The sequence below is a fragment of the Micromonospora sp. C51 genome (assembly GCF_018070435.1).
Lineage (GTDB): Bacteria > Actinomycetota > Actinomycetes > Mycobacteriales > Micromonosporaceae > Micromonospora > Micromonospora sediminimaris.
Genome location: NZ_JAGPXQ010000008.1, coordinates 183,490 through 206,491, shown reverse-complemented (window position 1 = coordinate 206,491; position 23,002 = coordinate 183,490). Strand labels below are relative to the sequence as shown.

20 protein-coding genes are annotated in these 23,002 nt (G+C 68.6%); 15 read left to right on the top strand and 5 right to left on the bottom strand.

What is annotated here, in order from left to right:
- Window positions 1–5: 5 nt before the first annotated feature.
- Complete coding sequence (locus tag KBX50_RS12545) at window positions 6–1,175, bottom strand: hypothetical protein (protein WP_210937195.1); 1,170 nt, start codon at window positions 1,173–1,175, stop codon at window positions 6–8.
- A 269-nt stretch (window positions 1,176–1,444) separates the two neighbouring features.
- Between KBX50_RS12545 and KBX50_RS12540 the strand changes: the two genes are divergently transcribed.
- Window positions 1,445–2,089, top strand: a complete 645-nt coding sequence (locus KBX50_RS12540; protein ID WP_210822056.1) for an HAD family hydrolase — start codon at window positions 1,445–1,447, stop codon at window positions 2,087–2,089.
- Here the strand turns inward: KBX50_RS12540 and KBX50_RS12535 are convergent.
- The 3 genes from KBX50_RS12535 to KBX50_RS12525 all read right to left on the bottom strand — a co-directional run bounded on the left by KBX50_RS12535 (window position 2,086) and on the right by KBX50_RS12525 (window position 4,663).
- A complete protein-coding gene (locus KBX50_RS12535; RefSeq protein ID WP_210937194.1) occupies window positions 2,086–3,057 on the bottom strand; it encodes a hypothetical protein in 972 nt (323 codons plus the stop codon). The two genes, KBX50_RS12540 and KBX50_RS12535, sit on opposite strands and share 4 nt — an antisense overlap.
- Window positions 3,058–3,659: 602 nt before the next feature.
- A complete protein-coding gene (locus tag KBX50_RS12530; protein WP_210822044.1) occupies window positions 3,660–3,854 on the bottom strand; it encodes a DUF397 domain-containing protein in 195 nt (64 codons plus the stop codon).
- Window positions 3,851–4,663: a helix-turn-helix transcriptional regulator gene (locus KBX50_RS12525; protein ID WP_307870933.1), complete on the bottom strand. Its 813-nt coding sequence runs from the start codon at window positions 4,661–4,663 to the stop codon at window positions 3,851–3,853. Before KBX50_RS12525 ends, KBX50_RS12530 begins: the two co-directional genes overlap by 4 nt.
- A 776-nt stretch (window positions 4,664–5,439) precedes the next feature.
- On the opposite strand from KBX50_RS12525, the gene KBX50_RS12520 reads away from it, so the two are divergent.
- The 14 genes from KBX50_RS12520 (at window position 5,440) to KBX50_RS12455 (ending at window position 19,746) form a co-directional block, all read left to right on the top strand.
- Entirely contained in the window at window positions 5,440–7,803 is a 2,364-nt protein-coding gene (locus tag KBX50_RS12520) for a nitrate- and nitrite sensing domain-containing protein (protein ID WP_210937193.1), read from the top strand.
- Entirely contained in the window at window positions 7,800–8,204 is a 405-nt protein-coding gene (locus KBX50_RS12515) for a roadblock/LC7 domain-containing protein (RefSeq protein WP_210937192.1), read from the top strand. The genes KBX50_RS12520 and KBX50_RS12515 overlap by 4 nt, the downstream gene beginning before the upstream one ends.
- Window positions 8,201–8,791: an ATP/GTP-binding protein gene (locus KBX50_RS12510; RefSeq protein WP_210937191.1), complete on the top strand. Its 591-nt coding sequence runs from the start codon at window positions 8,201–8,203 to the stop codon at window positions 8,789–8,791. Before KBX50_RS12515 ends, KBX50_RS12510 begins: the two co-directional genes overlap by 4 nt.
- A gap of 40 nt (window positions 8,792–8,831) precedes the next feature.
- Window positions 8,832–10,046 (top strand): ABC transporter substrate-binding protein, encoded by a 1,215-nt coding sequence (locus KBX50_RS12505; protein WP_210937190.1) that lies wholly within the window; start codon window positions 8,832–8,834, stop codon window positions 10,044–10,046.
- A gap of 38 nt (window positions 10,047–10,084) precedes the next feature.
- Entirely contained in the window at window positions 10,085–10,945 is an 861-nt protein-coding gene (locus tag KBX50_RS12500; protein ID WP_307870932.1) for a branched-chain amino acid ABC transporter permease, read from the top strand.
- Window positions 10,945–11,976 (top strand): branched-chain amino acid ABC transporter permease, encoded by a 1,032-nt coding sequence (locus KBX50_RS12495; protein WP_210937188.1) that lies wholly within the window; start codon window positions 10,945–10,947, stop codon window positions 11,974–11,976. Before KBX50_RS12500 ends, KBX50_RS12495 begins: the two co-directional genes overlap by 1 nt.
- Window positions 11,973–12,770: an ABC transporter ATP-binding protein gene (locus KBX50_RS12490; protein ID WP_210937187.1), complete on the top strand. Its 798-nt coding sequence runs from the start codon at window positions 11,973–11,975 to the stop codon at window positions 12,768–12,770. The genes KBX50_RS12495 and KBX50_RS12490 overlap by 4 nt, the downstream gene beginning before the upstream one ends.
- Window positions 12,754–13,485 carry an ABC transporter ATP-binding protein gene (locus tag KBX50_RS12485; protein ID WP_210937186.1) on the top strand — a complete coding sequence of 244 codons (732 nt, stop codon included), beginning with the start codon at window positions 12,754–12,756 and terminating at the stop codon, window positions 13,483–13,485. Before KBX50_RS12490 ends, KBX50_RS12485 begins: the two co-directional genes overlap by 17 nt.
- Before the next feature lie 68 nt (window positions 13,486–13,553).
- Complete coding sequence (locus tag KBX50_RS12480; protein WP_210937185.1) at window positions 13,554–14,504, top strand: hypothetical protein; 951 nt, start codon at window positions 13,554–13,556, stop codon at window positions 14,502–14,504.
- Complete coding sequence (locus KBX50_RS12475) at window positions 14,501–15,286, top strand: class I SAM-dependent methyltransferase (protein WP_210937184.1); 786 nt, start codon at window positions 14,501–14,503, stop codon at window positions 15,284–15,286. Before KBX50_RS12480 ends, KBX50_RS12475 begins: the two co-directional genes overlap by 4 nt.
- A gap of 666 nt (window positions 15,287–15,952) precedes the next feature.
- The gene (locus tag KBX50_RS12470) at window positions 15,953–16,624 is read left to right on the top strand and encodes a hypothetical protein (RefSeq protein WP_210937183.1); all 672 of its coding nucleotides are present in this window, start codon (window positions 15,953–15,955) and stop codon (window positions 16,622–16,624) included.
- A gap of 343 nt (window positions 16,625–16,967) precedes the next feature.
- A complete protein-coding gene (locus KBX50_RS12465) occupies window positions 16,968–17,615 on the top strand; it encodes a hypothetical protein (protein WP_210937182.1) in 648 nt (215 codons plus the stop codon).
- A gap of 150 nt (window positions 17,616–17,765) precedes the next feature.
- Window positions 17,766–18,518, top strand: coding sequence for a DUF981 family protein (locus KBX50_RS12460; RefSeq protein ID WP_210937181.1), 753 nt, complete (start codon window positions 17,766–17,768; stop codon window positions 18,516–18,518).
- 289 nt (window positions 18,519–18,807) lie between these two features.
- Window positions 18,808–19,746: a DUF6545 domain-containing protein gene (locus KBX50_RS12455; RefSeq protein WP_210937180.1), complete on the top strand. Its 939-nt coding sequence runs from the start codon at window positions 18,808–18,810 to the stop codon at window positions 19,744–19,746.
- Here the strand turns inward: KBX50_RS12455 and KBX50_RS12450 are convergent.
- Window positions 19,699–22,161, bottom strand: a complete 2,463-nt coding sequence (locus tag KBX50_RS12450) for an EAL domain-containing protein (protein WP_210937179.1) — start codon at window positions 22,159–22,161, stop codon at window positions 19,699–19,701. The genes KBX50_RS12455 and KBX50_RS12450 overlap by 48 nt on opposite strands.
- Between the last annotated feature and the right edge of the window lie 841 nt (window positions 22,162–23,002).

Sequence of the window (23,002 nt, the reverse complement as noted above, 5' to 3'; positions counted from 1 at the left end):
TCTTGTCACTGGGTTGTCACTGCGGTGCGGTGCCTGTCGATGAAGGTCCGGGCTGAGGGCAGTGCGCTGTGCCGGCGCAGCGCTATCGCGAGAGGCTGGGTAGCGCGTATGACACGGTAGGAGGCGGCCTCGTCCGCCAGCCGCAGCGCGCTCATTCCGTGGTCGGCAGCGCGTTCCGGGTCGTAGTGCAGGTAGCACTCGGCGAGGTGTGCGTGCCAGAGTCCGGCGTCGATCGGTGCGATGGCGGCTAGGTCGCTGAGGAGCTCCTCGAAGATCGTGGTGGCGGATGCCGGATCACCGAGCAAGTGCCGGCAGCGGGCGTCAACTGCGGCAACGTAGCGCGGGTCGCAGTGTCGGGCGAAGTCGTCCTCATCGACCGCGTTGGCATCCACGCCGGGCAGCTCATGTTGGGCCGCCATGATTGCGGTACGTGCCTCGTCGTCGCCGCTGGCAGCTAATGCCTCGGCCATGCGGGTAAGGCACAGCGCGCGGGTTCGGGCTGGTACCGAACGGGGTGCCAGGGAGCGGCGTGAGAAGACAATCGCCGCCCGAACGTCGCCGTTGTCGAGGGCACGTTGACTCTGCCGCATGAGCGTGTAGGCGGCAAGCGATGCGTCATCAGCCTCAATCGCGCGACGGTGCGGCCGGTCAAGCCACGCCCAACCTTCGGGCGCGGCGGTGTTGTCGGCGATCCAACTCATGAACTCCGACCAGCGGGCATCGACCCGTGCAAGGTGCGGACGACCGTGGCCGCCCTGGAGATCATCGAGAACTTCGAGGTACTCCTGCACACGGCCTCTGAGTTGAGGCCAGGTTCGCATGGGTTGGTTCGTGAACTCGTCGAGTGCATGTAGCCATGCCTCTGGATCGCCGTCGAGAAGTTTGCCACCGACGCGGACGTGGAGTGGCCGGCGCGTAGCCGGTTGGTCCGGGACATGGCCGGATCGGATGGCGTCCGGGGTACGCCGCGGACTGTAGAGGCCGAGTTCGGTGTCGGTGGTGGCGCCGAGCACGTGGCGGAGGGCAGTGCGGCGTTCGCGGCTGGGCCAGCGATGTTCTCCGCGTTCGAGTTTGCCGACCCATCTGTGGTCGACGTAGTGGGCGGTGAGGCTTCGCCCGGGGTAGAGGAGGTCGAGGGCGGTGTTGATGGCGTCGGCCAGCTCGGCTCGGGACATGCGCTGGCCGGGCCGGTGCGGTGACGTCAGGCGTTGGCGGGCCTGGACGAGCAGCCTGTTGGGCGTGATGACGGTGTCGGGGTGGCGCGGCATCTACACCTCCCTCGTGGGGCAGGCAAGTGCCGATCGAGCCGCATGGGTAGTCGACACCCCCGATGGAAAGTAAACACCCTGCCGGTGCCGCACCGGATGGCTCTCCCATAGATGGGAGTGCCGCCCGGAGGCAGCCCTTTAGAGTAGAACGCTGGCCCTTCCCGGAGGTGTCGTACGTGATCAGGTCTGTTGTGTTCGATGTCGGTGAGACGCTGCTGGATGACACTCGGGAGTTCCAGGCGTGGGCTGACTGGCTGCGCGTGCCAAGGCATACCTTGTCGGCTTTGGTGGGGATCGTTGTGGCGCAGGGCCGCAACAACGCCGAAGCGTTTCAGTACCTGCGTCCCGGCATCGATCTCTCGGTCGAACGTGAGCGCCGTGAGCGTGCTGGTCACGGTGAGATGATCAGCGAGGATGATCTGTATCCGGACGTTCGTCCCGCCCTCGCTGAGTTGCGGAGAGTCGGGTTGTGGGTTGGTGTGGCTGGCAACCAGACCAGCCGGGCCGCGGAGCTGCTGCGGCAATTGGCGCTGCCGGTCGATGCTGTCGCGACGTCCGGCGAGTGGGGGGTTGCCAAACCGGATCCACGGTTCTTCACACGGGTTGTCGAGTTCGCCTGCGGCAGCGCGGACGAGATCCTGTACGTCGGTGACCACCGTGACTATGACGTGAGAGCTGCTCAGGCTGCTGGGCTGCGGTCGGCGTTGATCAAGCGTGGCCCTTGGGGGCATCTGTGGGCTGGCGACCCTGTGATGGCCGAGCACGGTGTCTGGGTGCTGGAGTCGTTGGAGCAGTTGCCCGGTCTGGTTCGGCCGGGTTAGCCGACCGCTGCCGTTGCCCATCGCGCGTACTCGGAGAGGCGGTCGTCCGTCGATGCTCGTGAGCGCAGCAGGGCGAGGACCTGACGCACGTGAGGGTGGATGCGGGTGTGTTCGGGCGCTGCTGTCCTTGCGTGCAGCAGCGCATCGACGGCTTGCGCAGGAGTGCCCGTCTGAGCGTGGGCGCGGGCCAGGTCGATGTAGAAGTGGGAGCGACGTTCGCTGGGAACGGTTGTCGGTGGGGCCCAGCCCTCAGCCGCGCGCAGGGCGGCGTCAGGGTCGCCGGAGTCGAGGGCGAAGGTCATTCTGTGTATGCGGACCGAGGAGGGGCCGAAGGCGGTGCCGTGATATTCGCCCTCAGGCACCGCCCGTGCGTGAACCTCGGCCTCTTGTAGATGGTCCCAGGCTCGCGATGGTCGCTGGGCGAGGCCAGCGAGTACTGCGGCGCGCATGTGCAGGGCACCATATGCCGCCCGGCCGGTTTGGCTCGTGCAGGAGCTGATGTTGGCTGCGGCCCGCTCCAGCAGCGCCCGTCCCAGGTCCGGCCGGCCGTTGTGGAAAAACAGCTCCCCGCGTACGTACTGGGCCGTCGCCATGATTGCTGGGTCCGATGTGTCTTGAGCTGTACTGGTCATCATGGTGATGATGCGGGCTGACAGGTCGTGGTGACCGAACTTGTCCGCAAGAGCGTCCGCCGCCCGGTACGCCTGAGTCAACAGGGCGGCGATGCTCTCGTGTCGTGCGCCGGTGCAGGTGAGTCGCGCGCGGTGCAGCTCATCGAGTAGGGCGGGGACAACGGTCGCGAGCTGGTGGTAGTTCGAGGTAAGGCGCAGACGCACGACCTGGTTCACGGCGGCGCGAAGGTCATCCGCAGGCCGGACCGGGCCGTCGGGGGGAACGTCGAATGCGTCGAGGCAGGCACGGAGCCCGGTGAAATCGATGCGCGTCGGAGCAGGAACGAGGCGGCTCACGGCATCTGGACCGGGGTCACCGGGTGGCGTTCGTCGTGGGCTGTAGAGGCCGAGATCAGCGTCAGTGGTGGCGCCGAGAGCACGTCGGAGAGCGGCGCGGCGTTGCTCGCTGGGCCAGCGGTGCTCCCCGCGTTCCAGCTTGCCCACCCATCGGTGGTCGACGTAGTGAGCGACGAGGTCCCTGCCCGGGTAGAGCTGATCCAGAGCGGCGTTGACCACATCGGCAAGTTCGGCCCGGGACATGCGCTGCCCAGGCCGCCGCGGCGATGACAAACTGGCACGTCGCTCGGCCATGAGCCTGTTCGGCGTGATCATCGTCTCCGGATGACGAGGCACCAACACCTCCTTTCGAGAACCGACCGGACCGGTACAGATAGGCGAGCGGGCTCGCCGGACGCCGGGAGACGCTGCCGCGTGGCGTGCGGTTTCTGGCTGTCGCCATCGTGGTGGCGAGCACACTCAGAGTCAAGGAAGTCCCGGGCGGCGTCACCGAGACGGGAGCCCGTCTCGGTAACGCTACTTATGGACGCGGTATCGCGAGCCCCCTGAAGCCGGGCGCGTCTTGCCCGGGTCGTGACGCGAGAGGTGCTTGTGCCTCTCTGTCACGATGGGGATGCGAATCCACCATCACGAACGGCTTCGGTGAAGGCGTGCCATTGTTCCGGCTGGAACCGCAGCACCGGTCCGGCGATGTTCTTCGAGTCCCGTACCAGGACCGGTTTGGTGGTGTTGGCAACCTCGACGCAGTTGCCGTCGTCGCTGTAGCTGGACTTGCGCCAGATGTGCTGGTGTGTCATACCGAGACTCCTTCAGTGGGTGCCAGGCGCTCCGCCGCGGCGCGGAGGAGACGAATACTCGATTCAGGTGAGAGCGCGGCGGTCTTGAGCCGGCTGTGCAGGCTCAAATAGGGGTCCAGCTCATCTGGGTCGGTGTGGATCACGTCGTGGGTGAGGGTGTCGACCGCGATGGCCTGTGAGCTCTGCGGGTCGCGATAACGGTAGATCGAGTACGCGGACCGGGGAGCGCTGTGACCCCTGATCGATGCATCTACGGGCAGCACCTGGACGGTCACGGATGGATGGTGCGCGCACACATCGACGATGTGTCGAAGCTGCTCGGCGACGACGACGGGGTCGGCGGCGCAACGTCGGATCGCGATCTCGTCGATGACGGCTTCGTACCGCGGCCCGCCAGCGGCGAGCACCAGGCCCTGGCGGCGAGCGCGGGCGGTGACTGCGGCGGCGGGATCGAATTTGTTACCGTGACGGGCGGGTTCGCTGCGCAGCCGGGCGTCGGCGAACGCTGGTGTCTGGAGGAGGCCGGGGATTAGCGAAATGGCGTACTCGGTGATGGTTTTGGTGCCGCTTTCGAGGTCGGCGTAGATGGCCTGTCGGACGCCCATCCGTTGGGCCTCGGCCACCCACCATCCACGCGCCCATCCGTCGGCCGCCGCATCCATGATCGCGGTCCGCCGTTTCACGCCTACCGATAGGTAGTCACAAATTCCGCTGACGAGATCGATGTCAGGGCCGAGATGTCCGTTTTCCAAAGCACTAATCTGCTGTCGCGGAAATTGCAACGCACGGGCAATGGACTCGCCCGTCACATCATGCTACTCCCGCAGGCGACGGATTTCGCGTCCGAGCCATCGTCGGCGGACGTACGGACTGGGACGGTTCACCGGCAGCCTCCACGGACCACGCAAGCCCGGTCGACGGTGCAGTCGGCCGGGTGAGGTCACTGTAACCCCCCAATCCGTTGGGTGCCCTTGATGCCGCCTGACGGTCCGCCGTTGTTTCCCCAGGCCAGAGGCTGGTCGGACCGCAAGTGGGTACATGAGGTCGGACCCAAGGTCGGCATTCCCGGCGCAGGCCAGTCGTCGGCATGATCTCCGTGAATGGCAGGAACGCTCTGCTCGGGCAACGAACTGCCAATCCGTGTTCGTCCTCGAAGGTGGGCGGCGTCGGTGCGTTGCGATTGGCGATTGTGGTTTTGATCAGTCTGGCTATTGGTCGTCGGTCGGGATGGTCACCTATCGGAGTTCTTGAAACGTGGTGTGGCCGGTGCGGAAGTCCTGGTCGCTGCATTACCTGTGTGCAGGGCGGTAGCAGCGGTCGGCCGGTCCGCGAAGTCCAGCAGCAAGTTTGATCACCAGCAGAGCCGGGTTCAGGGGTGACGAGGTTGGAGAACGCTGCGAGATGGGGCGTCCGAGCGAGGACGCCGACGACATCGATCGCTACGACGTCAGCACAACCAGCTCCCAGGTGGCCCACCGGGTCCGCGGAGATGGCCCACGCGGGCGCCGCTGGTGGCGCTCGGCTTCGTGAATCTGTCTCGCTGTTGGCATAGGTCAATGGCGCTGCGATTTGAAGGGTTCTTATTGTGCGTGTTGCCCGGAGACTGGCGTTGTTGCTGGCCATTCCGCTGTCCGCGACCGTGCTCTTCGCCGCGTGGGGTGTGACCTCGACGGGGCACCAGGCGATGGCTGCTAATCGGCTGGAGTTGCTGGTGGCGACCTCGTCGGCTGTCGGTGACGTGCTCTATCAGCTTGATCGGGAGCGTCAGGTCGCGGCGGCGGTGGTCTCGGATGTCGGTGGCGGGTTGAATGCTTTTCTGGAGCAGGGCGCTGTGTCCGACAGCGCGATTGACGCCTACCGGCAGCGCCGGGCCGAGCTGGACCTGTCCCAGCCCGCAATGGCGCGGCTGGTCGGTCCATGGGATGAGCAGCTGCGGCTGCTGCCGGCGTTTCGGGAGCAGGTGAAGGCGCGGTCGGCGTCGTTGACGGCGGTGCTGGTGCGGTATCGGGCGGCGATCGGCCGCGGGTTGGCGGTGCGGGAAGCCGTGGGCCAGGTCGGCGGCGCCGATGGCACGTTGGCTGACCAGTTGCGCGTGGCGGCGGCGTTGTCGCAGGCGTCGGAGTACGCCGGTATCCAACAGGTCGCGGTGGCGGCAGGTAGTGGCCGGCTGGTGTCGCAGGCGGTGCAGCGGGATCTGGCGGCGACGCGGGCGGGATTCGATGAGGCGTTGCTGGTGGTGTCGCAGCGGTCGCCGGCGGTGTGGCGGGGTTGGCTGGATCAGGCGTTGACCGGCGAGCAGGTGCTGGCGGCCCAGCGGTTCGATGACGAGATCGCCCGGACTCAGGTTGGTCAGCGGCTGCGGGTGAACCCCGGACGGTGGCTTGCCGCGAGTGGTGAACGTCGGGACCGGCTGCACGAGGTGCAGACCCGTATCGACGGCGACATCCTGGCGGAGGTTGGGCGGGCGCGGAGCCGGCAGTGGGTGACCACAGGGGTGCTGTCCGGTGCGGCGATGGTGCTCGTGGTGGCAGCGACGCTGTTGGCGTCGTGGCAGGGACGGGCGTTGGCGCGGCGGCTGCGGCGGGTCCGCGACGCCGTCACCGGGATGGCCACAGACGAGCTGCCGTCGCTGGTGCGGCGGGTGGCTGCGGCGGATCCCGCCGACCCCGGATCGGTACCCCCTGCGCCACGCACCCTGGCACCGGATGCGACTCGGGACGAGGTCGACGAGGTTGCGGCCGCTTTCGACACGCTCGCGGCTACGACGTACCAGATCTCGACGGACCTGGCGCGGCAGCGGCTGGTGGCGGTGGGTGCGGTGGAGGCGGTGGGGCGGCGGTGCCAGGGGATCACGAACCGGCTGCTGGGTGAGCTGGACCGTGCGGAGCGGGACGAGAAGGACGCGGCGACGTTGGAGACGTTGTTCGCGGTGGACACCCTGGCGGCGCAGCTGCTCCACGGTACGCAGAGCTTGTTGGTGCTGTCGGGGCGGACGCTCGGGGTGGCCTATGAGGAGCCGGCTGAGCTGGTGACGGTGGTACAGGCGGCGCAGAGCCGGATCCAGGAGTACCGACGGGTCATCGTCGGCATGGTCGACAACCGGATCCTCGTGCCGCCAGCGCTGATCGACGATCTGGTCCATCTGCTGGCGTCGCTGGTGGACAACGCCACCCGCTACAACCCCGGCGACGTGGTCGTCACCGGCCATCTGATGGGCAACCGGGTGGTCCTGCAGGTCACCGACACAGGCAAAGGCATCAGGCCGGACCTTCTCGACCAGCTCAACGCGGAGTTGGCGGCGCCGTCGCCGATGATCGGGGTGGAGCACATCCGCCGCCAAGGCGTGGCCACGGTAGCCCTGCTGGCCGCCGCGCACGGGCTGCGGGTGCGGCTGCTGCCCGCGTCACCGCACGGCACCGTCGCCGAGGTCGAGATCCCCGCCGACAAACTCCTGATCCGGATCCCCGAGCGTGTCGCGCTGCCGACCGGACCGGTCGCTGGCAGACGCGCCCCGGGCGGCACCCCCGCCTCCGACCTGTCCCTTCCCGCCGCCCCGGCACCTCGCCCGGCTGCTCCTTCCGGCCGGTCAGCACTGGCGGCGGACACACCAACGCAGACCCTGCCGCAGATCCCCGCGCAACCGGTTCGCCCTGGCGGGCAGGAACCGCCCCCCATCTATCAACAGACTGCCGACAAGCACCGCCGATCCGAATGGTTCGAGGAGGGCGGCACCGTGCACATCGCCGTGGCCGCACCGCCCGGTGGCAGCGCGACGACCACGTCGAACGGACTGCCTAAACGGCAACCGTCCACGGCGTTCACGCCCTCGCCCCGGCCTTCCCCTGCCGAGAAGCGCCGCCATGCGACCACGGGCCTGGCCCAAACCGCAGGGGCCTACCAGCGCGGCCTCGGCCGCAGCTCCCTCCAGCCGAAAGAAGGACAACGATGAGTACCAGCAACCTGAGTTTCCTGCTGAACCACAACGTGCGCGTGGTGCACGGCGTCAGTCACGCCGTCGCGGTGTCCGTCGACGGACTCCTGCTGGCGTTCACCGACGGTCTCAACGTCGACGCCGCCGAACGCCTCGCCGCCGTCGCAGCCGGACTGAACAGCCTGCTCAAAGGCGCCGCCGACGAACTCAACGCGGGCGGGGTACGGGGCAACATCACCGACACCGACCGGGGCTACCTGATCCTGACCAGCCTGAGCCGCGGCGCGTCACTGCTCGTACTGGCACGTCGGGACGCGGATCTGGCATTCGTCACCGCAGAACTGGAACGATTCGCCGAGCAGGTGGGCGACTCCCACCTGAACCCGTCGTTCGCGGCAGCGGCGGCCGGCGCCCGATGACCGCGCCAGTCACGACGCTCCGTCCACCGACAGGTGGACCGCCGGGGTTGAAGATCGTGCTGACCGGGCCCTTGGGGGTGGGCAAGACCACGCTGGTCGGGGCGGTGTCGGACATCGTGCCGCTGACGACCGAGGCCCGGATGACGGCCGGTGGCGACGACACGTCGCACAGCCCGGGGAAGGTCACCACGACGGTGGCGATGGACTTCGGTCGTCTCGCCATCAGCAACGTCACCGTTTACGTGTTCGGGACGCCGGGCCAGGCACGGTTCTGGTTCATGTGGGACGCGATCGTGCGAGGCGCGGTCGGGGCGGTGGTGCTGGTCGACACCCGCCGGCTTGCGGACTCGTTCCGGCACCTGGACTACATCGAGCGTCACCGGCTGCCGTTCGTGGTGGCGGTCAACCAGTTCCCCGACACCCGCACGTACGCGGCGGATGACATTCGCAACGCGCTCACCCTCGCCGGTGATGTGCCCATCGTCGAGGTCGACGCCCGCGACCGCGACAGTGTCCGCCGACTGCTCATCGCCCTGGTTGAGCACGTCATCGCCACCACGCCGATGCCCGCCATCGTCGCTTCCTGACCGCCTGGCCTCCACCCCTCGAAGAGAAGGAGCACAGCTCATGCGACATGTCCGTTCACGACTGCGACGACCAATCGCCACCGTCACCGCCGCTACCCTGCTCGCTACCGGTGCGGCGTGCACCAGCGGCAGCGCCGACGACGACCGGGTGCGCATCGGGCTGTTGGTGTCGCTGTCGGGCATCTACAGCAGCGTCGGCGAGGACATGCAGCGCGGATTCCAGCTCTATCTGGACACCCACGACGGCCGTCTTGGTGGCCGTGAGATCGACTTGGTCGTCGCCGACGAGGGCGATGGCCCCGCCACCGCCGTGCCGGCCGCGCAGAAGCTCCTGGAACGTGACCGGGTGGTGGCGCTGACCGGGTTGGTTGGCGGCGCCACGGTGGACAAGGTCCAAACCCTCACCCACGAACGGCGCATCCCCCTGCTCGGCGCGAACGCCCGACCCGAATTCGCCCCCGTCGCCGGCAAGCCCCGCGACCTGTCCTACACGTGGCACACCTCTTACAACTCCGACGAGCCAGGGATCGCGATCGCCGAGTACATCAAGGCTCAGGTCGGTGACGGGACGGTGTACGCGGTCGGACCGGACTATCAGGGCGGCTGGGACGAGTTGCGCGGCTTCACCGACACGTTCACCCGGCTGGGCGGAAAACTCGCCAACCCGGACGGGAAAACGGTGTTCACACCGTTCCCGAGCACGGAGAACTTCCTGCCATACCTGAACAAGGCCGCCGAGACCCAACCCACCGCCGTGTACACCTTCTACGCCGGCGGGCCCGCCGTCGCGTTCGTCAAGCAGTACCAGCAGTCCGCACTCAAGGACGTACCGCTGTACGCGGCCGGATTCCTCACCGAAGGAGCCGTGCTCGACGCCCAGGGCGCGGCCGCCACCGGCATCCGCAACGTCCTCAACTACAGCCCGACCCTGCCGCACCCGACGAACCAGCAGTTCGTCGCCGCCTGGTCCGCCGCCGGCTATCCCGGACAGCCGACCACATTCGCGATGGCCTCCTACGACGCCGCCGCGGTCCTCGACCGCGCCCTCTCCGCCATCGACGGCACCGTCACCGGCGAGACGCTGAACGCGGCGATCGGGCAGGTGGGGCGCATCGACAGCCCGCGCGGGGACTGGCAGTTCCACCCGACCGAGCACCGGCCGGTGCAGCGCTGGTACCTGCGCGAGGTCAAACCCGACGGACCGGTGCTGTCCAACGTGTTGCTGCAGGACCTGACCACCCTGCCCACCACCTGACGTCCGTCGACACGACCAATTTGAGGGGTGCCGTACGTGTGAACACCGTCGTGATCACCGCTGTTGACGGGGTCGCCTACGGGCTGCTCCTGGCGATCGCCGCCGCCGGGCTGACCGTGGCGTTCGGTGCCGGTGGAGTGCTGAACCTCGCGCACGGCACCCTCGTCGCGGCCGGCGGCTACATCGCCGCGACCAACACCTCGGGCACCTGGGGCAGCCTCGCCGCCGCAATCATCTTGGCCACGCTCGTAGGGGCGGCCGGGGGAGGGATCCTCGCGGCGGCGACCGCCGGGCTGCGCGGTCGAGGGCACCTGGATCAGGCGCTGTTGACCTTCGGCGTCGCGTTGATCGGCGGGGACCTGCTGACAACGGTGTTCGGGTCGGACGTACTGCGGCCCCGGATGCCCGCGGCGCTGGAGGCGACCGTCGTGGTCGCGGGGTACCGGTACCCGGTCGACCGGCTCGCCGTGGTCGCCGTCGCCGTGCTGGTCGCCGTTGCCGGCTATGTGGTGTTGCAGCGAAGCCGTGCGGGTCGGCTGATCCGGGCCACCGTCGACGACCGGGCGATGGTGGCCGGCATCGGCGTCAACCCCCGCACCGTGGACGCCGGTGTGCTCGTGGCCGCCGGGGCGCTCGCCGGCCTGGCCGGAGCGCTGGCCACTCCCATCCTCGGCGTCGGACCGGGCACCGCCGACGCGACCTTGCTGCTGTCGCTGATCATCGTGGTCTGCGGTGGTCTCGGCTCCGTGCCCGGCGCCGTCGCCGCGGCGATCGGCGTCGGTGTCGTACAGACCGTCGGTGTGGTCACCATCCCGGCGCTGGCGCCGTACCTGCTCATCACCGCGATGGCCGTGGTACTGCTCGCCCGCCGCACCTCCCTGCCCGGTCAGGTGGCGTGATGAGCGCGTACGTCCCGACCGCCGCCATCTTTCGGATCCGGCCGCTGTCCATGGTGCCTGCGGCTCTGGCAGTTGTGGTGATCATCGCCGTGGCGGTGTCACCGGATCCGTACCTGCATGTCACCGTCGCCCGGATGCTGCCCCTGGCCTTGCTGGCGGTCAGCGTCGCGGTGGTCACCGGGCACGCCGGCCTGCCCACCCTCGCCCATGTCGCCCCCTACGCCGCCGGCGCCTACCTCACCGCCCGCCTTGCCCTCACGGGCATCGATGTGACCATCGTGCACCTGCTCTGTGCAGCCGCCCTTGGTGCGGTCGTCGCGGGTCTGGTCGGGGCGGTGCTGGTCCGCTACCGGGGCTCGGTTTTCTTGATGCTGAGCCTGGCGGCCGCTGAGTTGACGGCGATCACGGCGGGGCAGTGGCGGGCGGTCAGCGGCGGCACCGACGGCCTCGCCGGTATCCCGGCACCCCGCCTCCTGCCCGGGCAGGCACCATTGCTGGGCGACCGCACGGTGCTGCTCTACGCCTCGACCATCATGGTGGCGGCGACGGCTGTGGCGGTGTGGCTGCTCGGCGGGCAGCGGCGGCTGCTGCTCACCGCCGCCCGCAGCAATGAGCACCGCGCCCGTGCCAGCGGTCATCCCGTCCACGCCTACCTGTGGACGGTGCACACCGCCGCCGGGGGACTGGCCGGCATCGCCGGGGCGCTGCTGATCCACACCCACCGGTGGATCACCCCAGCCGACGTCGGCTTCAGCACCGCCGCTCTGGCGTTGCTCGCCGTCATCATCGGCGGCGCGCAATCGCTGCCGGGCGCTGCGGTCGGCGCGGTGATCGTGCTCACCGGCCGTGACATCGTCGCCGCCGATTTCCCCGGCCACGCCCCGCTGCTACTCGGCGGCCTGTTCGTCGCCGCTGTCTACCTGCTGCCCGGCGGTCTGACCGCGCTGCCCGGCCGCCTACGTCGGCCACGCCGCTCGCGCATCCGCCCGGCCAGCGAGGTGACCGAACCCGCTGTGGGGAGTGTGCCGTGAGGACCGTCCACCGCGTCGCCGCCGAGCCGCCGCCCTCGCCGCGCGGCACTCGTCGCATCGATCACGCGCACGGCACCGGGCTGGTCGCCACCGGCCTGCGCCACGCCTACGGCCCGCTCACCGTGTTGGACCTCGACACGATCGCCATCGCCCCAGGTGACCGGCACGCGGTCATCGGACCCAACGGCGCCGGCAAGTCGACCCTGCTGAACCTGCTCGCCGGCACCACCCGAACCCAGACCGGCCAGCTCACCTACAACGGTCAGCTCGTCACCCGACGCGGGCCGGAGTGGCGAGCGCGTGCCGGCCTCGGCCGCACCTTCCAACACCCCGCCACCTGGCCCATGAGCTGCCTCGACTGCGTGCGCATGGGGGGCTGGCAGCACCGCCGCAACCCCGACCGCACCCCGATGGAGGTGCTGGACCTGGTCGGCCTGGCCGACTACGCCAACCATCAGGCGGGCAGCTTGTCGCATGGGCATCGGCGGATGCTCGACCTGGCCGTGGCGCTGGCCGGGCAGCCCCGGATCCTGCTGCTCGACGAACCCGCCGCCGGGCTCACCGACACCGAAACCGCCCGACTGCTCGACATCCTCCACAAGCTGCCCAGCTGGATGGCCGTCGTACTCGTCGAGCACCACATGGATGTCGTCGCCGCGTTCGCCAACTGGATCACCGTGCTGCACCACGGACGCCGCCACACCGACGGCCCCGCCGACGCCGTGCGCGCCGACCCGGCCGTCGCCGCCCTCTACCTCGGCACCAACGGGGGTGACGATGCTGCACATCCGTGACCTGACCGTCGCCTACCCGGACGCGACGCCGGTCCTGCACGGCGTGACTCTCGACCTGCGCCACTCAGGGGTGCACGCGCTCGTGGGCCCCAACGGAGCCGGCAAGACCACCTTGCTGCACACCCTCGCCGGACACCTGCGGCCCGCCAGCGGCACCGTCTACCTCGACGGCCGGGAAGTGACCGGCTGGCATCCCACCGCCGCCGCGCGAGCTGGCGTCGCGCTCGCTCCCCAAGGCCGTCGACTGTGGCCGTCGCTGACCGTCGGCGAGCACTTCGCCGCCACAAGACCGGCCAGAGACCGCGACGAGACGTGGACCGTTGAGGAACTTCTCGACATGTTTCCGCCGCTGGCCGCCCGCATGGGACATCGCGCGCATCAGCTCTCCGGTGGAGAGCAGCAGATGCTCACCATAGCCCGCGCCCTGCGCACCGCCCCCCGCCTGCTGCTGGCCGACGAACCCACCGAAGGACTCGCCCCCATCGTCACCGACCAGATCATCACGGTGCTGCGGGACCTGCCCGCCCGAGGAGTGACGGTCCTCGCCGCGCTCCCGCACGCAGGTGTGGCCGCGAAGATCGCCGACACCATGCACGTCCTCGCCTCCGGGCAGCTACTCGGCTACACCCGAACCGCCGCCACGGTCAGCGATGTGCTGCGCCAGCACCTCACCCTCACCCACCCCGGCGACGAGTGTCCGGAGCCCGAACAATGACCTCCAACCCCGTCGCAAACTGCCCCATCACGAGGCCGCCACCACCAGAGCCGGACTGGCGCACCGCCATGCGGGGCCCAGCGGTCGTGGTCACCCTGTCGCTGGCCATCGCCACCAGCGTGGCGGTTGTGCCTGCTCGGCCGGCACCCGTCACCACCCCGACAGGCTGCTCGGTCTCTGCGGCACCGCAGCTTGACCTGGCCGCCTCCGCCGCACGCCATGACCGGTCAGCGGCCACCCGCGTGGCCTACCCTCGGCCCGCTCGCGACGTCTTGCGGGACCTCGCCGCCACCATCCGCGCCAGCCCGTGCGACACCGTGTCGGGCCGCTACGACCTCATCCGCTACGTCCAATGGCGAAAGGACCCGTCCTGGTGGGGAACGCTGCGGGAGGTCGTGCGGTGGCATGCCGACGATCGATCCGGCGCTCAGCTCACCACCCAACACCCGCCTGGCCCAGTGCCGGTGGGAGAGGACTGGTGGAATGCGGGCCACATCCCCCACCACATTCCCACCGACACGGTGGTCGACCCGCTGTTTCGGTTCCTCACCAGCGACCTCCTGCTCCCCGCCAACGGCCGCGACGTCAACGCCGCCGACACCGTGCGGGCCGTCGCCGAGATCGCGTCCTGGCACACCCTGCGCCGCGACGACCGCGCCGCCGTCCTGACCGTCCTGGCCCGACACGACCAACTCGTCTACTACCCACGAGTGTCCGACCGCGCCGGCCGCGTCGGCGTCGGGATCACCGCCACCGACAACGACGGTCACCGCAGCCTGCTCATCGTGCATCCCACCACCGGCAACATCCTCGCCTACGAAACCGCCCGCCCTGACCAGGCCGGCGGCTGGCGACCCACCAGCTACCTCCTTGTGCTCGGCCACAGCCGCGTCAACGTCCGCTGGTGGGAACCACCCAACCCGCCGTTCCCGACCCGGCACCATCCCGGACGCGCACGGATCGACCTGCACGTGCCCGCCACACCCTGCCTACCCGCGCCTGAAGGAGATGCCCGATGAGCACCACGGCCTACCAGTTTCGCAACGCTCCGCAGCAACTCGACCCCCTCCAGCGCGTGCTCGACCCGATCACTCGCCACGACCTCGCCAAAATTCCCATCCGGCCCGGCTGGACGGTCCTGGACGTTGGCGCCGGCGCCGGTTCCGTCACCCGAGACCTCGCCGACAAGGTCGGCCCCACGGGCACGGTCATCGCCGTCGACATCGACACCCGCCTGCTCGAACCCACGGCCGTCATCGACGTCTACCAGCGTGACCTGCGTGACGGTCTCGACCTGCCGATCGAGCCGGGCAGCCTGGACCTCGTCCACAGCCGCTGCGTCCTGGAACATCTCGACAACCGCGTCGACCTACTCGGGCAGATGATCACACTGCTGCGGCCCGGCGGCTGGCTGGTACTCGGCGAAATCGTCCACAGCCGCGCCCTGATCCACCACGCGCCCACCGACGACGACAGCCACCTGATCTACCGGGTCATCCACGCCATCCTCGACACCCTCGCCACCGGCGGCACCGACCTGGACTGGGGCAACCTCACCCACGCCCACCTGCTCGACGCCGCCATGACAAACATCTACAGCCACACCCGCGCCGACACGTGGACCGGCGGCGGGCCCGGCTGCCTCCTGCTCGCCGACAATGCCCGCCAACTGCACGACCGACTTCTGCAGGCCGACCTCACCGATGCCGACCTGATCCGGTTCGGGGAACTGATGGTCGACCCCGCGGTCTCGGTCCGCGGCTACCAGTTCACCTCCACGATCGCTCGCAAACCCCAGTAGACCTCAAGGACGCGGGTGGGAAGGGACTGACTCCTTCCCGGTTCCACCCGTGTCCTCGCCGGGTAGGCGCCGCCACGGCGCATACCCAACCGGCCATCACTCAGATGGTCGGTCTGTGGCCGGCGATAAACGGGTTCCCCCGTTGCCCTTTATCGCCGGCCACACCCCTCGGCGACCCGCAAGGATGACAATGCACCGCACTGATGCCTACCCGGCGCTGACGTGGCGTCGACGACCGGCCGACAGGCACCTCGTCGGTCCATCGACGAGCCGGGCCCTGCTCCATGCGGACCGCGACGTCGACGACGCGGTTTCGCAGGCGTATGCCGACCACGCCGCTGGCGCCTGCGACGACGCCCTCCGCGCCTTGGCAACCCTTCACATCCAGGTCGCAGACGCGTACGGCCGAGACAATCGGCACAGCCTGATCATCCTCGCTCACTTCGCCCAGCTCTACCGTAGGTGCGGATGGCACGACCTTGCCCGCCGCTGCATCGGCACCGCTCTTGCCGCCGCCACCCGCTACCTACCACCCGGCGACGACCTACCCGACCAGCTCGCCGCCGCCGCTCGATTCACCGCCGACGACACGCACACCAGCGTGTGCCGCCAACATCCAGTCCCTCGATCCGGCTCGGACGGAGATCTTGCGGGAAGGACCGTGCGGTGCCGCACTTCGTGATCGACCGTGCGGTGGACCTGTGGACCCGCCGCCGCCCCGTCCGAGACCCGGACCCGATCGCGTCCGCGGTTCGCGCGGTAGCCGACCTCACGCCGGTGCCCGCCGATCCCCGTTGGGCACACATGGTCGCCGCCGCACTCGACGACCTCAACGCCGCGCAGCAGCACCACGGTCCGCATCACCGACGCACCCTCACTGTGGCACTCACTGTCGCCGCCGGCTTGCGGCCGGCCAGCAGCGCCCTCGCCGCCATCTACTATCGCGCCGTTGCTGCCGACGGCAGCGCCCCCAGAGCCCTGACCCACTGGGACACCCTCGACCTGTTTACCGCCTGGCACGCCCTGGGCGCCGCGCACCGCATCGACCACACCGCGCCGCTGCTCGTGCGTGATCTGATCCGCATCCGGGGCTACCTCCACCCTTCGACTATTGCCACGTGCGTGACGTGGGCGCACCACGCTCCGACACACCCACGCGCCACCCGGCTGGCCACGTACGCCATCCGGCAGCTCCACCATGTCCCCACGCCCACCACCCGCGCCTCCCTGGCTGCACTCGCCCGCCTCGCTACGACGCGACCAGCCGGCTGCGGTACCGCCCGAACGACCATCAACCGAGGCCACCGCATCGACGACGTCGAGGTCGACCATCCGTGAGCACCAGTCTCCGGCTGAGTCATCCGAACGAACACCAGCACCGGTAGCGTCCTGCTGGCCCGCCTCGCGTGATTACCACTTGGGAGGGTGTATGGCCATTCTCGGGCGGAGATTTCTGCACCGCCGACGACGCCAATCCGCGCGATGTCTAACTAGGTCTAGCCGTATCAGTAGGTCCGGTCAGCGACGCCGTGATGCAGTGGTGAGGTGATTCGGCGGCCCTCAACGGGGGCAGGGCCGCAGACGATTCTGGCTGAGTCTTCCTAACATCCATCTGCCCCCGGATTGGCGTTTCCTCATGAACGTAACTGTCTCCGGGGTCAGCCTGCGACGGTGGTCGACCGTGGCCCTGAACATGATCGCTCAAGCCTTGGCCACCACCTTTCACCGCTGTGTCCAGAGCAACGGTCTTATTCTCGCCGGTGTGCTGGCGGTTGTTGCGCTCACGGCGGCTTGCTCGTCAACGGAGGAGTCCCAACCGGTGTCACCTGGAATCACTCCCAACGTGACCGAGCCAGGCTCCGGGCGTGCCGCGGACTCCGTGTACCGCAGGGCGGACGACCTGTGCACTCACGTGGATTTCGCGCCCCTGACCCAAGTGCTGGGAGCCGCCGCCGCTCAGCGAGGCCAGGCCCACGACATTGCGGGCGCCACGGACGCGACGTGTTCGACCACCTTGGGAGACCTTCCGGAGGGTGCGTTCGTCCGGGTACATGCCACCACCGGCGACCCTGGTTCGGGGCGCGTCATCTTCGACAGTCTGCGCCCCGCCCATCAAGCGGACGGCGCCCTGACCGACATCGCGGACCTCGGCAGCGCCGCCTATACCTACCAGGACGAACTCACCGGCAGGTACGTCATAACCCATGATGGCAATCTTTACCTCACAGTTGTCGTGGTCCCAGCCGTCGACGGTATGGACCTACCCGCAGATCTGGTCGATCGGATGACCGAGACGGCGCGGGCGACGATGTCCCGCTTGCGCGAGTAGTCGCCCATTCTCGGACGATACACAGAAGGCAGCTGGGCATCGGACACACGCGTGCCCACCCGAACCCCCGCGTTGCCAGTCCTGCCACTTGTGCAGATCCAGTGTTGCTGCCCGAGGAACCGCAATTTCATAGATGCCGAGTTGAGGGCGATGATGATTCTGTACAACACGAGCATGGGTGTCGCCGCCGGACTGGCCATGCTCGCCGTGGTCCGCTTCTGGACGAACATCCGGGCGCTCCAAGCAACCGGCGACACTGCGGTCGTCACGTCGGGTACGTCAGTTGACGGCAGCGCCGCGACGCTGGCAAGCGCGCTTCACGGGGGGCACGACACAACCTTCGACCCCGCGGACTTCGCGCCGACGTTCCTCGCCCTCGGCAGCATCCTCGCCGGACTCGCTGGCGCCATGACCGTCACACACCCTTTGACGGCCAACCCGCCGGTCAACATCGTTTTCGGTGAGCCGTGCCTGTGGTTGGGGGTGCTGCTCATCGCCGCTAGTTTTCACGTGTCGCGTCGTCGACACGTGACGATCGCAGCGATCAAGGTCGCCTCGCCGGTCGTCTTCGCGGTAGGGCTGGTCTTGGCCGCCTGCGCGGCAGCGATCCTGCGGTTCTCGCTGATCGGCGCTGCACCGGTCGAAGAGCCCATCACCGGCCTGTTGAACGGCTACCCTGCCATCGAGAACTCGTTCTTCGCTTTTCTCTACGCCTTGTCGGCCGCAGGGGCGCTGGCGTTTCCGTGGCTCGTCACGACACGAGCCGACGCCGCTTGGGTCGTTGTCCGGTGGAGTTGGTCCATCGCGGGGGTGGGATTCCTCGTGTTCAGTACGCTGAACTTCTACACCCACATCGGACTCATGGTCAATCTGACCCGCCCCGGCGCCGACTTCAGGTTCTAGGAACGCTCGACGCCGGATGCGACAACCCGCAGGAACCCATCCTCCTAGGAAGCCTGCGGATGGTGGCTGGTGCCTCATCCGGCGCAGGAGCGACCTCATCGTGGTGCAGCAGCCCTATCGATCTACTCGCGACTCCGATGGGTATTCCTGAAGGCTGCTCATCGTTACAATCTGACGCTTGATCTCGACAACGGCGCTAGCGTCAGGAGGTTGCATGCTGCTGGCTCGGGCACGCCTGACGCGGCGGTTGAGGCGGGCCAACCTTCCACCCCCGCCCGCCCCGTACAGGGTGGACGACTGGTGCGAGACGATCGGACGCGCACGAGGCCGCACCCTGCGGGTCCACGACCTGCACCTGGGCGTCGACCTGCCGCCGGGACTCCTGGTCCGACGCCACGACCAGGACACCATCGTCGTCGACGCCGCGCTGCCCGCGCTGACACGGACCCAGACCATCCTGCACGAGGTCGCGCATATCGTCCTCGACCACGACGGCGACGCACGACACGACGACATCGACCCCGCCGTCGAGGCCGAGGCCGAGCTGGCGGCCGACGTGCTGTACCAGTGGTTGACCTCGGCCGAACGCAATGCACGCGCCGCCGTGCACCGGCAAGCTGCCCCAGCGTTGTCCCGGATCGGGCTGACCTGGTGGGCCGACCGTCGTGCTGACTGGCACCTGCTGGAGCTGTGGATGACCCTGCGGGGGGCCGTCGCGGACGTGGCGATCATCAGCACCAGCACCGCCGCACCCGTGGCGGTGGAGATTCGCAGCAGACGCCACCGCCACCGCACCGTCATCGAGGTCCACGAGGCCCTGCGCGTCCTGCAACCATGGTTCAGCCCACGGGTGCACGACAGCGCCACCCGACGTGCCCGACGCCACCGGCTTCACCCCGACGCCGTGATGGCCGTCGCGGATGCCGCCACCGTCGCCGTCGCCCTGCGACACCGCCGTACCTCGCAGCCCTCTGCTGCCAGCGATACACGTCTGTTGAACGCGCAGCACGGCGAGTACGACGTACCGTCCGAGGCCCGGCGCCTTGCGTGCATGGCCCGTGCCCTCCACGACTCACCGCTGGTCATGGCGGAGATCGCCCGGTGGGTACCCACGCATACCCCTGCCAACACCGCGGTACCGGCGTGCAGCGGCCAGCCCGAGCGGCCCTCCGGCAGCCTCCTACGATCCTCGACCGGAGGCGGCGGCTGCGCGGCGAGCGCGGTGTAGCTGAACGACCTTCGCCCCGCCGCTGAGAGCTTTGGGCTGCCACAGCAGGGCGTGATCCCGGACCTGGCTGGGAAACATCTCGCCACCGACCAGCGGACCGCTACCCAAGGCGCAGCCCAAGCCGGCCAACTCACGCCGTTCCTTCTCGGTGCGGATACCCGGCGCGACGACGGAGAGATCCAGATCGGTGGCGAGGTCCACCGCGGCGCGGATCACCGACCGTGCCGGCTGCCATCCCGCGTCCAGGGCGTAGGCGGGGTCCAGCCGCAGCATGCTCCACTCGCCTGCTGCCAGCGCCTCCAGCCCCACGTGTCCGCTACCGAAGCGGTCCATCAGCAGCCGCACACCGAACTGGCCAATCCACTCGGCCGCCTCGCGTGCGCTTGGATCCGGCGGTGCGCCGACCGCCAGCACCAACGACCGTCCCGATGTGGCGCTGTGCTTGCCGAGCAGGTCGCGGACGGATTCGACGAATGACTGGGTCAGCGCGGCGGCGGGAATCGGCACCACCATCGCCACGTCGGGCAGCACATCACGCCACACCGCCGCAGCGGCAAGCGATCGGGCCACCACTCGTCGGGCCAGGATGTCGAGGCTGCCATCAGCGGCGTCGATGAGCTGAAAGACGTACTCGTCGCAGGCGAGCACCTCGTGCCGCGAATAGAGCCAGCGCGGTACGGCCTGCATCATCGTGATTCTGCCGCTGGCCAGGTCAACGATCGGCTCGAACGCGATCGACAGCCGGGAGCTGTTCAACTCCCGGGCCAGCGACCATTCCCGCACGGGACCCGCCTGATACGACACCAGCCGGTCGTCGCCGCGCTGGTTGGCCCGCCACAGCACCCGCTCGGCCGCGTCGAGCAGATCGGCGCCCGGCACGCCGGACGCCATCCCCGCGCTCGCCCGAACCACCAGACGGTGCCCGTCGAGTGGTATCTCGCGTCGCAGCGCCGCGACCGTCCAACAAGCCCGCTGATAGGCCACACCGACGGTGACATCCGACATCACCAGGGCGAACGTCACGTCACCGACCCGGGCCACCGAGTTCTCGTCCGGGAACGCTCGCCGCAGCCGGTCGGCGAGGACCCGCAGGAGATCCAGTGCGCAGTCTCTGCCTGCCGCATCGGCCAGGAACGCGTAGTTGTCCAACCGGATCACTACGGCATGAACGGTCCGACCGGGCTCGCCGCGTCCTTGATCGAGATGGTACAGCAGGCCGGTGCGGTTCAGCAGGCCGGTGTCGACGTCGTGGCTGGCAAGCGCCTGATGACGGCGTGCCTCCTGGCTTAGCCGATTGTAGGCGTGCGCCAGGTCCAAGCTGGACGACAGCGTCGCGGCGAACGCCCGCAGGGTGACGTCCTCACGTGCGGACAGCGTCCTGCCCGGCTCACCCAAGTAAAGCGTCAGGACTCCATGAATTCCGTCCGCGGCGCCGCTGACCCCGAACGGCATCGGGTACTGCGCGTCGCCTGCGTCAGGTGCGTCGTCTGCGGGCCCGTCGTACACGAGGCGGGCAACACCACCATGCTGACGGGCCCGTACCACACGCTCGCCGGCCGAGATCTCAATATCCGCCGCTGGGACATCGAACAGGTCGACCGCACCACCGGCTGCGGTGCGCAGCACCACATCGACTTCACGCGACGTCAGTGCCTCGCTCAGCGCAGCCAGACGCTCCCACGTTCGGCGCTCCTCCGACACCCTCAGCCGGTGTGCGAGCACGAGATGCACGACGAGCATCACCGCCGGCAGCCCCACGAGCACCCGCATGTCCAGCGCTGTGGCCATGGTGACCACACCCGCAAGGACGATCTCCGCCGCGGCGACGGACAGACGCGTCAACCACAGCCCGCGCAGCGCGACACCGAAGGGCCGCTTGGTGGACAGCGTGACCGCGACCGTCGTCACCAGTTCCCCGGACCCCACCACCACGACCGCCGCGATTGCCAGGGCGACCAGACTGTTCGCGACCGGCAGCGCGGTAGACGGCGGTTCGCTGAGGACTGGACGGACGCCAAGGGTGACCATCACGCCGGCTGCGAGCGCTGCGGCGATGATGTCCATGCTCGTGTTGTGCACGGCCTTGTGCAGCCAGGCCGAGCGTGGACGTCGGGACACCAGCCGCGCCACGCTCACGCCCGCAGCAGCAGTCACGATCACCCACGGTGCCGGCAACACCCAGGCGCACACCAGGCACGCCATCGGCGTCAGAGTGACCCGCATGGACACTCGGGGCAGGCGGACCGAGAACGCCGCGCCCATGGCCATCAGCGCAACGCCCAACCACAGATAGACCTGCTGGTCCGATGTCGGCGACCCGAGGTTCGGTATTGCCCAGGCGAGGCAGGCTACTGCGGCCGCAGCGCCTGACGTGGTGAAGAGAAGCATCGGCACGCTGTCACGCCGCAGCGGCATCGATTGATCCCCCCGTGGTTGTAGGTCCGCTCCCGCCTCAGGAGCGCCAACCGTAGCAGCCCCTACGTTGCCGAATCAGTCCCACTCGACACCTTTGCGCATAGCCGCGCCCCTTCCTCAAGAATGGCAGAGGAAACGGTATAGGTGGATGAAGATTCGACCAACACTGGACAGCAGATTGATCGGCACCTGCATGCTTCGACCAATGGTGCATCGGTGACACCCACCTGCGCGGCGTAGTGGCCTTGCCGAACGTGACCGCTGCCTGAGATTGTGTCAATCGCGGAGCTGCCCCGACCGGAAAAGCGTCGCGATGACGCCGAGCCGATCAACGTACTCCAGGGCTGACAGCTCGTCGGCGCGGGACAGAAACCCGGAGCGACGCCTCGCGGATATCGGAGATCGCCGACGAAATGCTCGGCGAACGCGAGGCGAGCCCGCGCCGGCCAGGGGGGGCCTTGGGCGGGGCTGAGTGGTGTCTCGACGAACAACGACGAGCCAACGACTTCCGCCGCCGTCGTACGGAGCCATGGTCTCGGCACCGCTGCCCGCGGCAGGGCGGGGGTGTGGGGCGGTGCCGAGGTAAGAGCCTGCCCTTCATGGCGCGCGCCGGGACCCGGCCACCGATCAGGGTGTGGCGGTGCTCCAGCAGCTACGCCACCTCGCAGGGGCGACCCTTGATGTTGAAAGTTTGCTGAAGATTTCTTTGCGTGAGGGTGGCCGCTGGCAGTCGCGGAGCTGGTGGGCTGTTATGTGGCTTATGGCGTCTGGTGGGCGGCTGTCATCAAGGACTGCAGCGGCAGATGATCCACTGATGGTGATCGTCCTTCATGGATGGTGC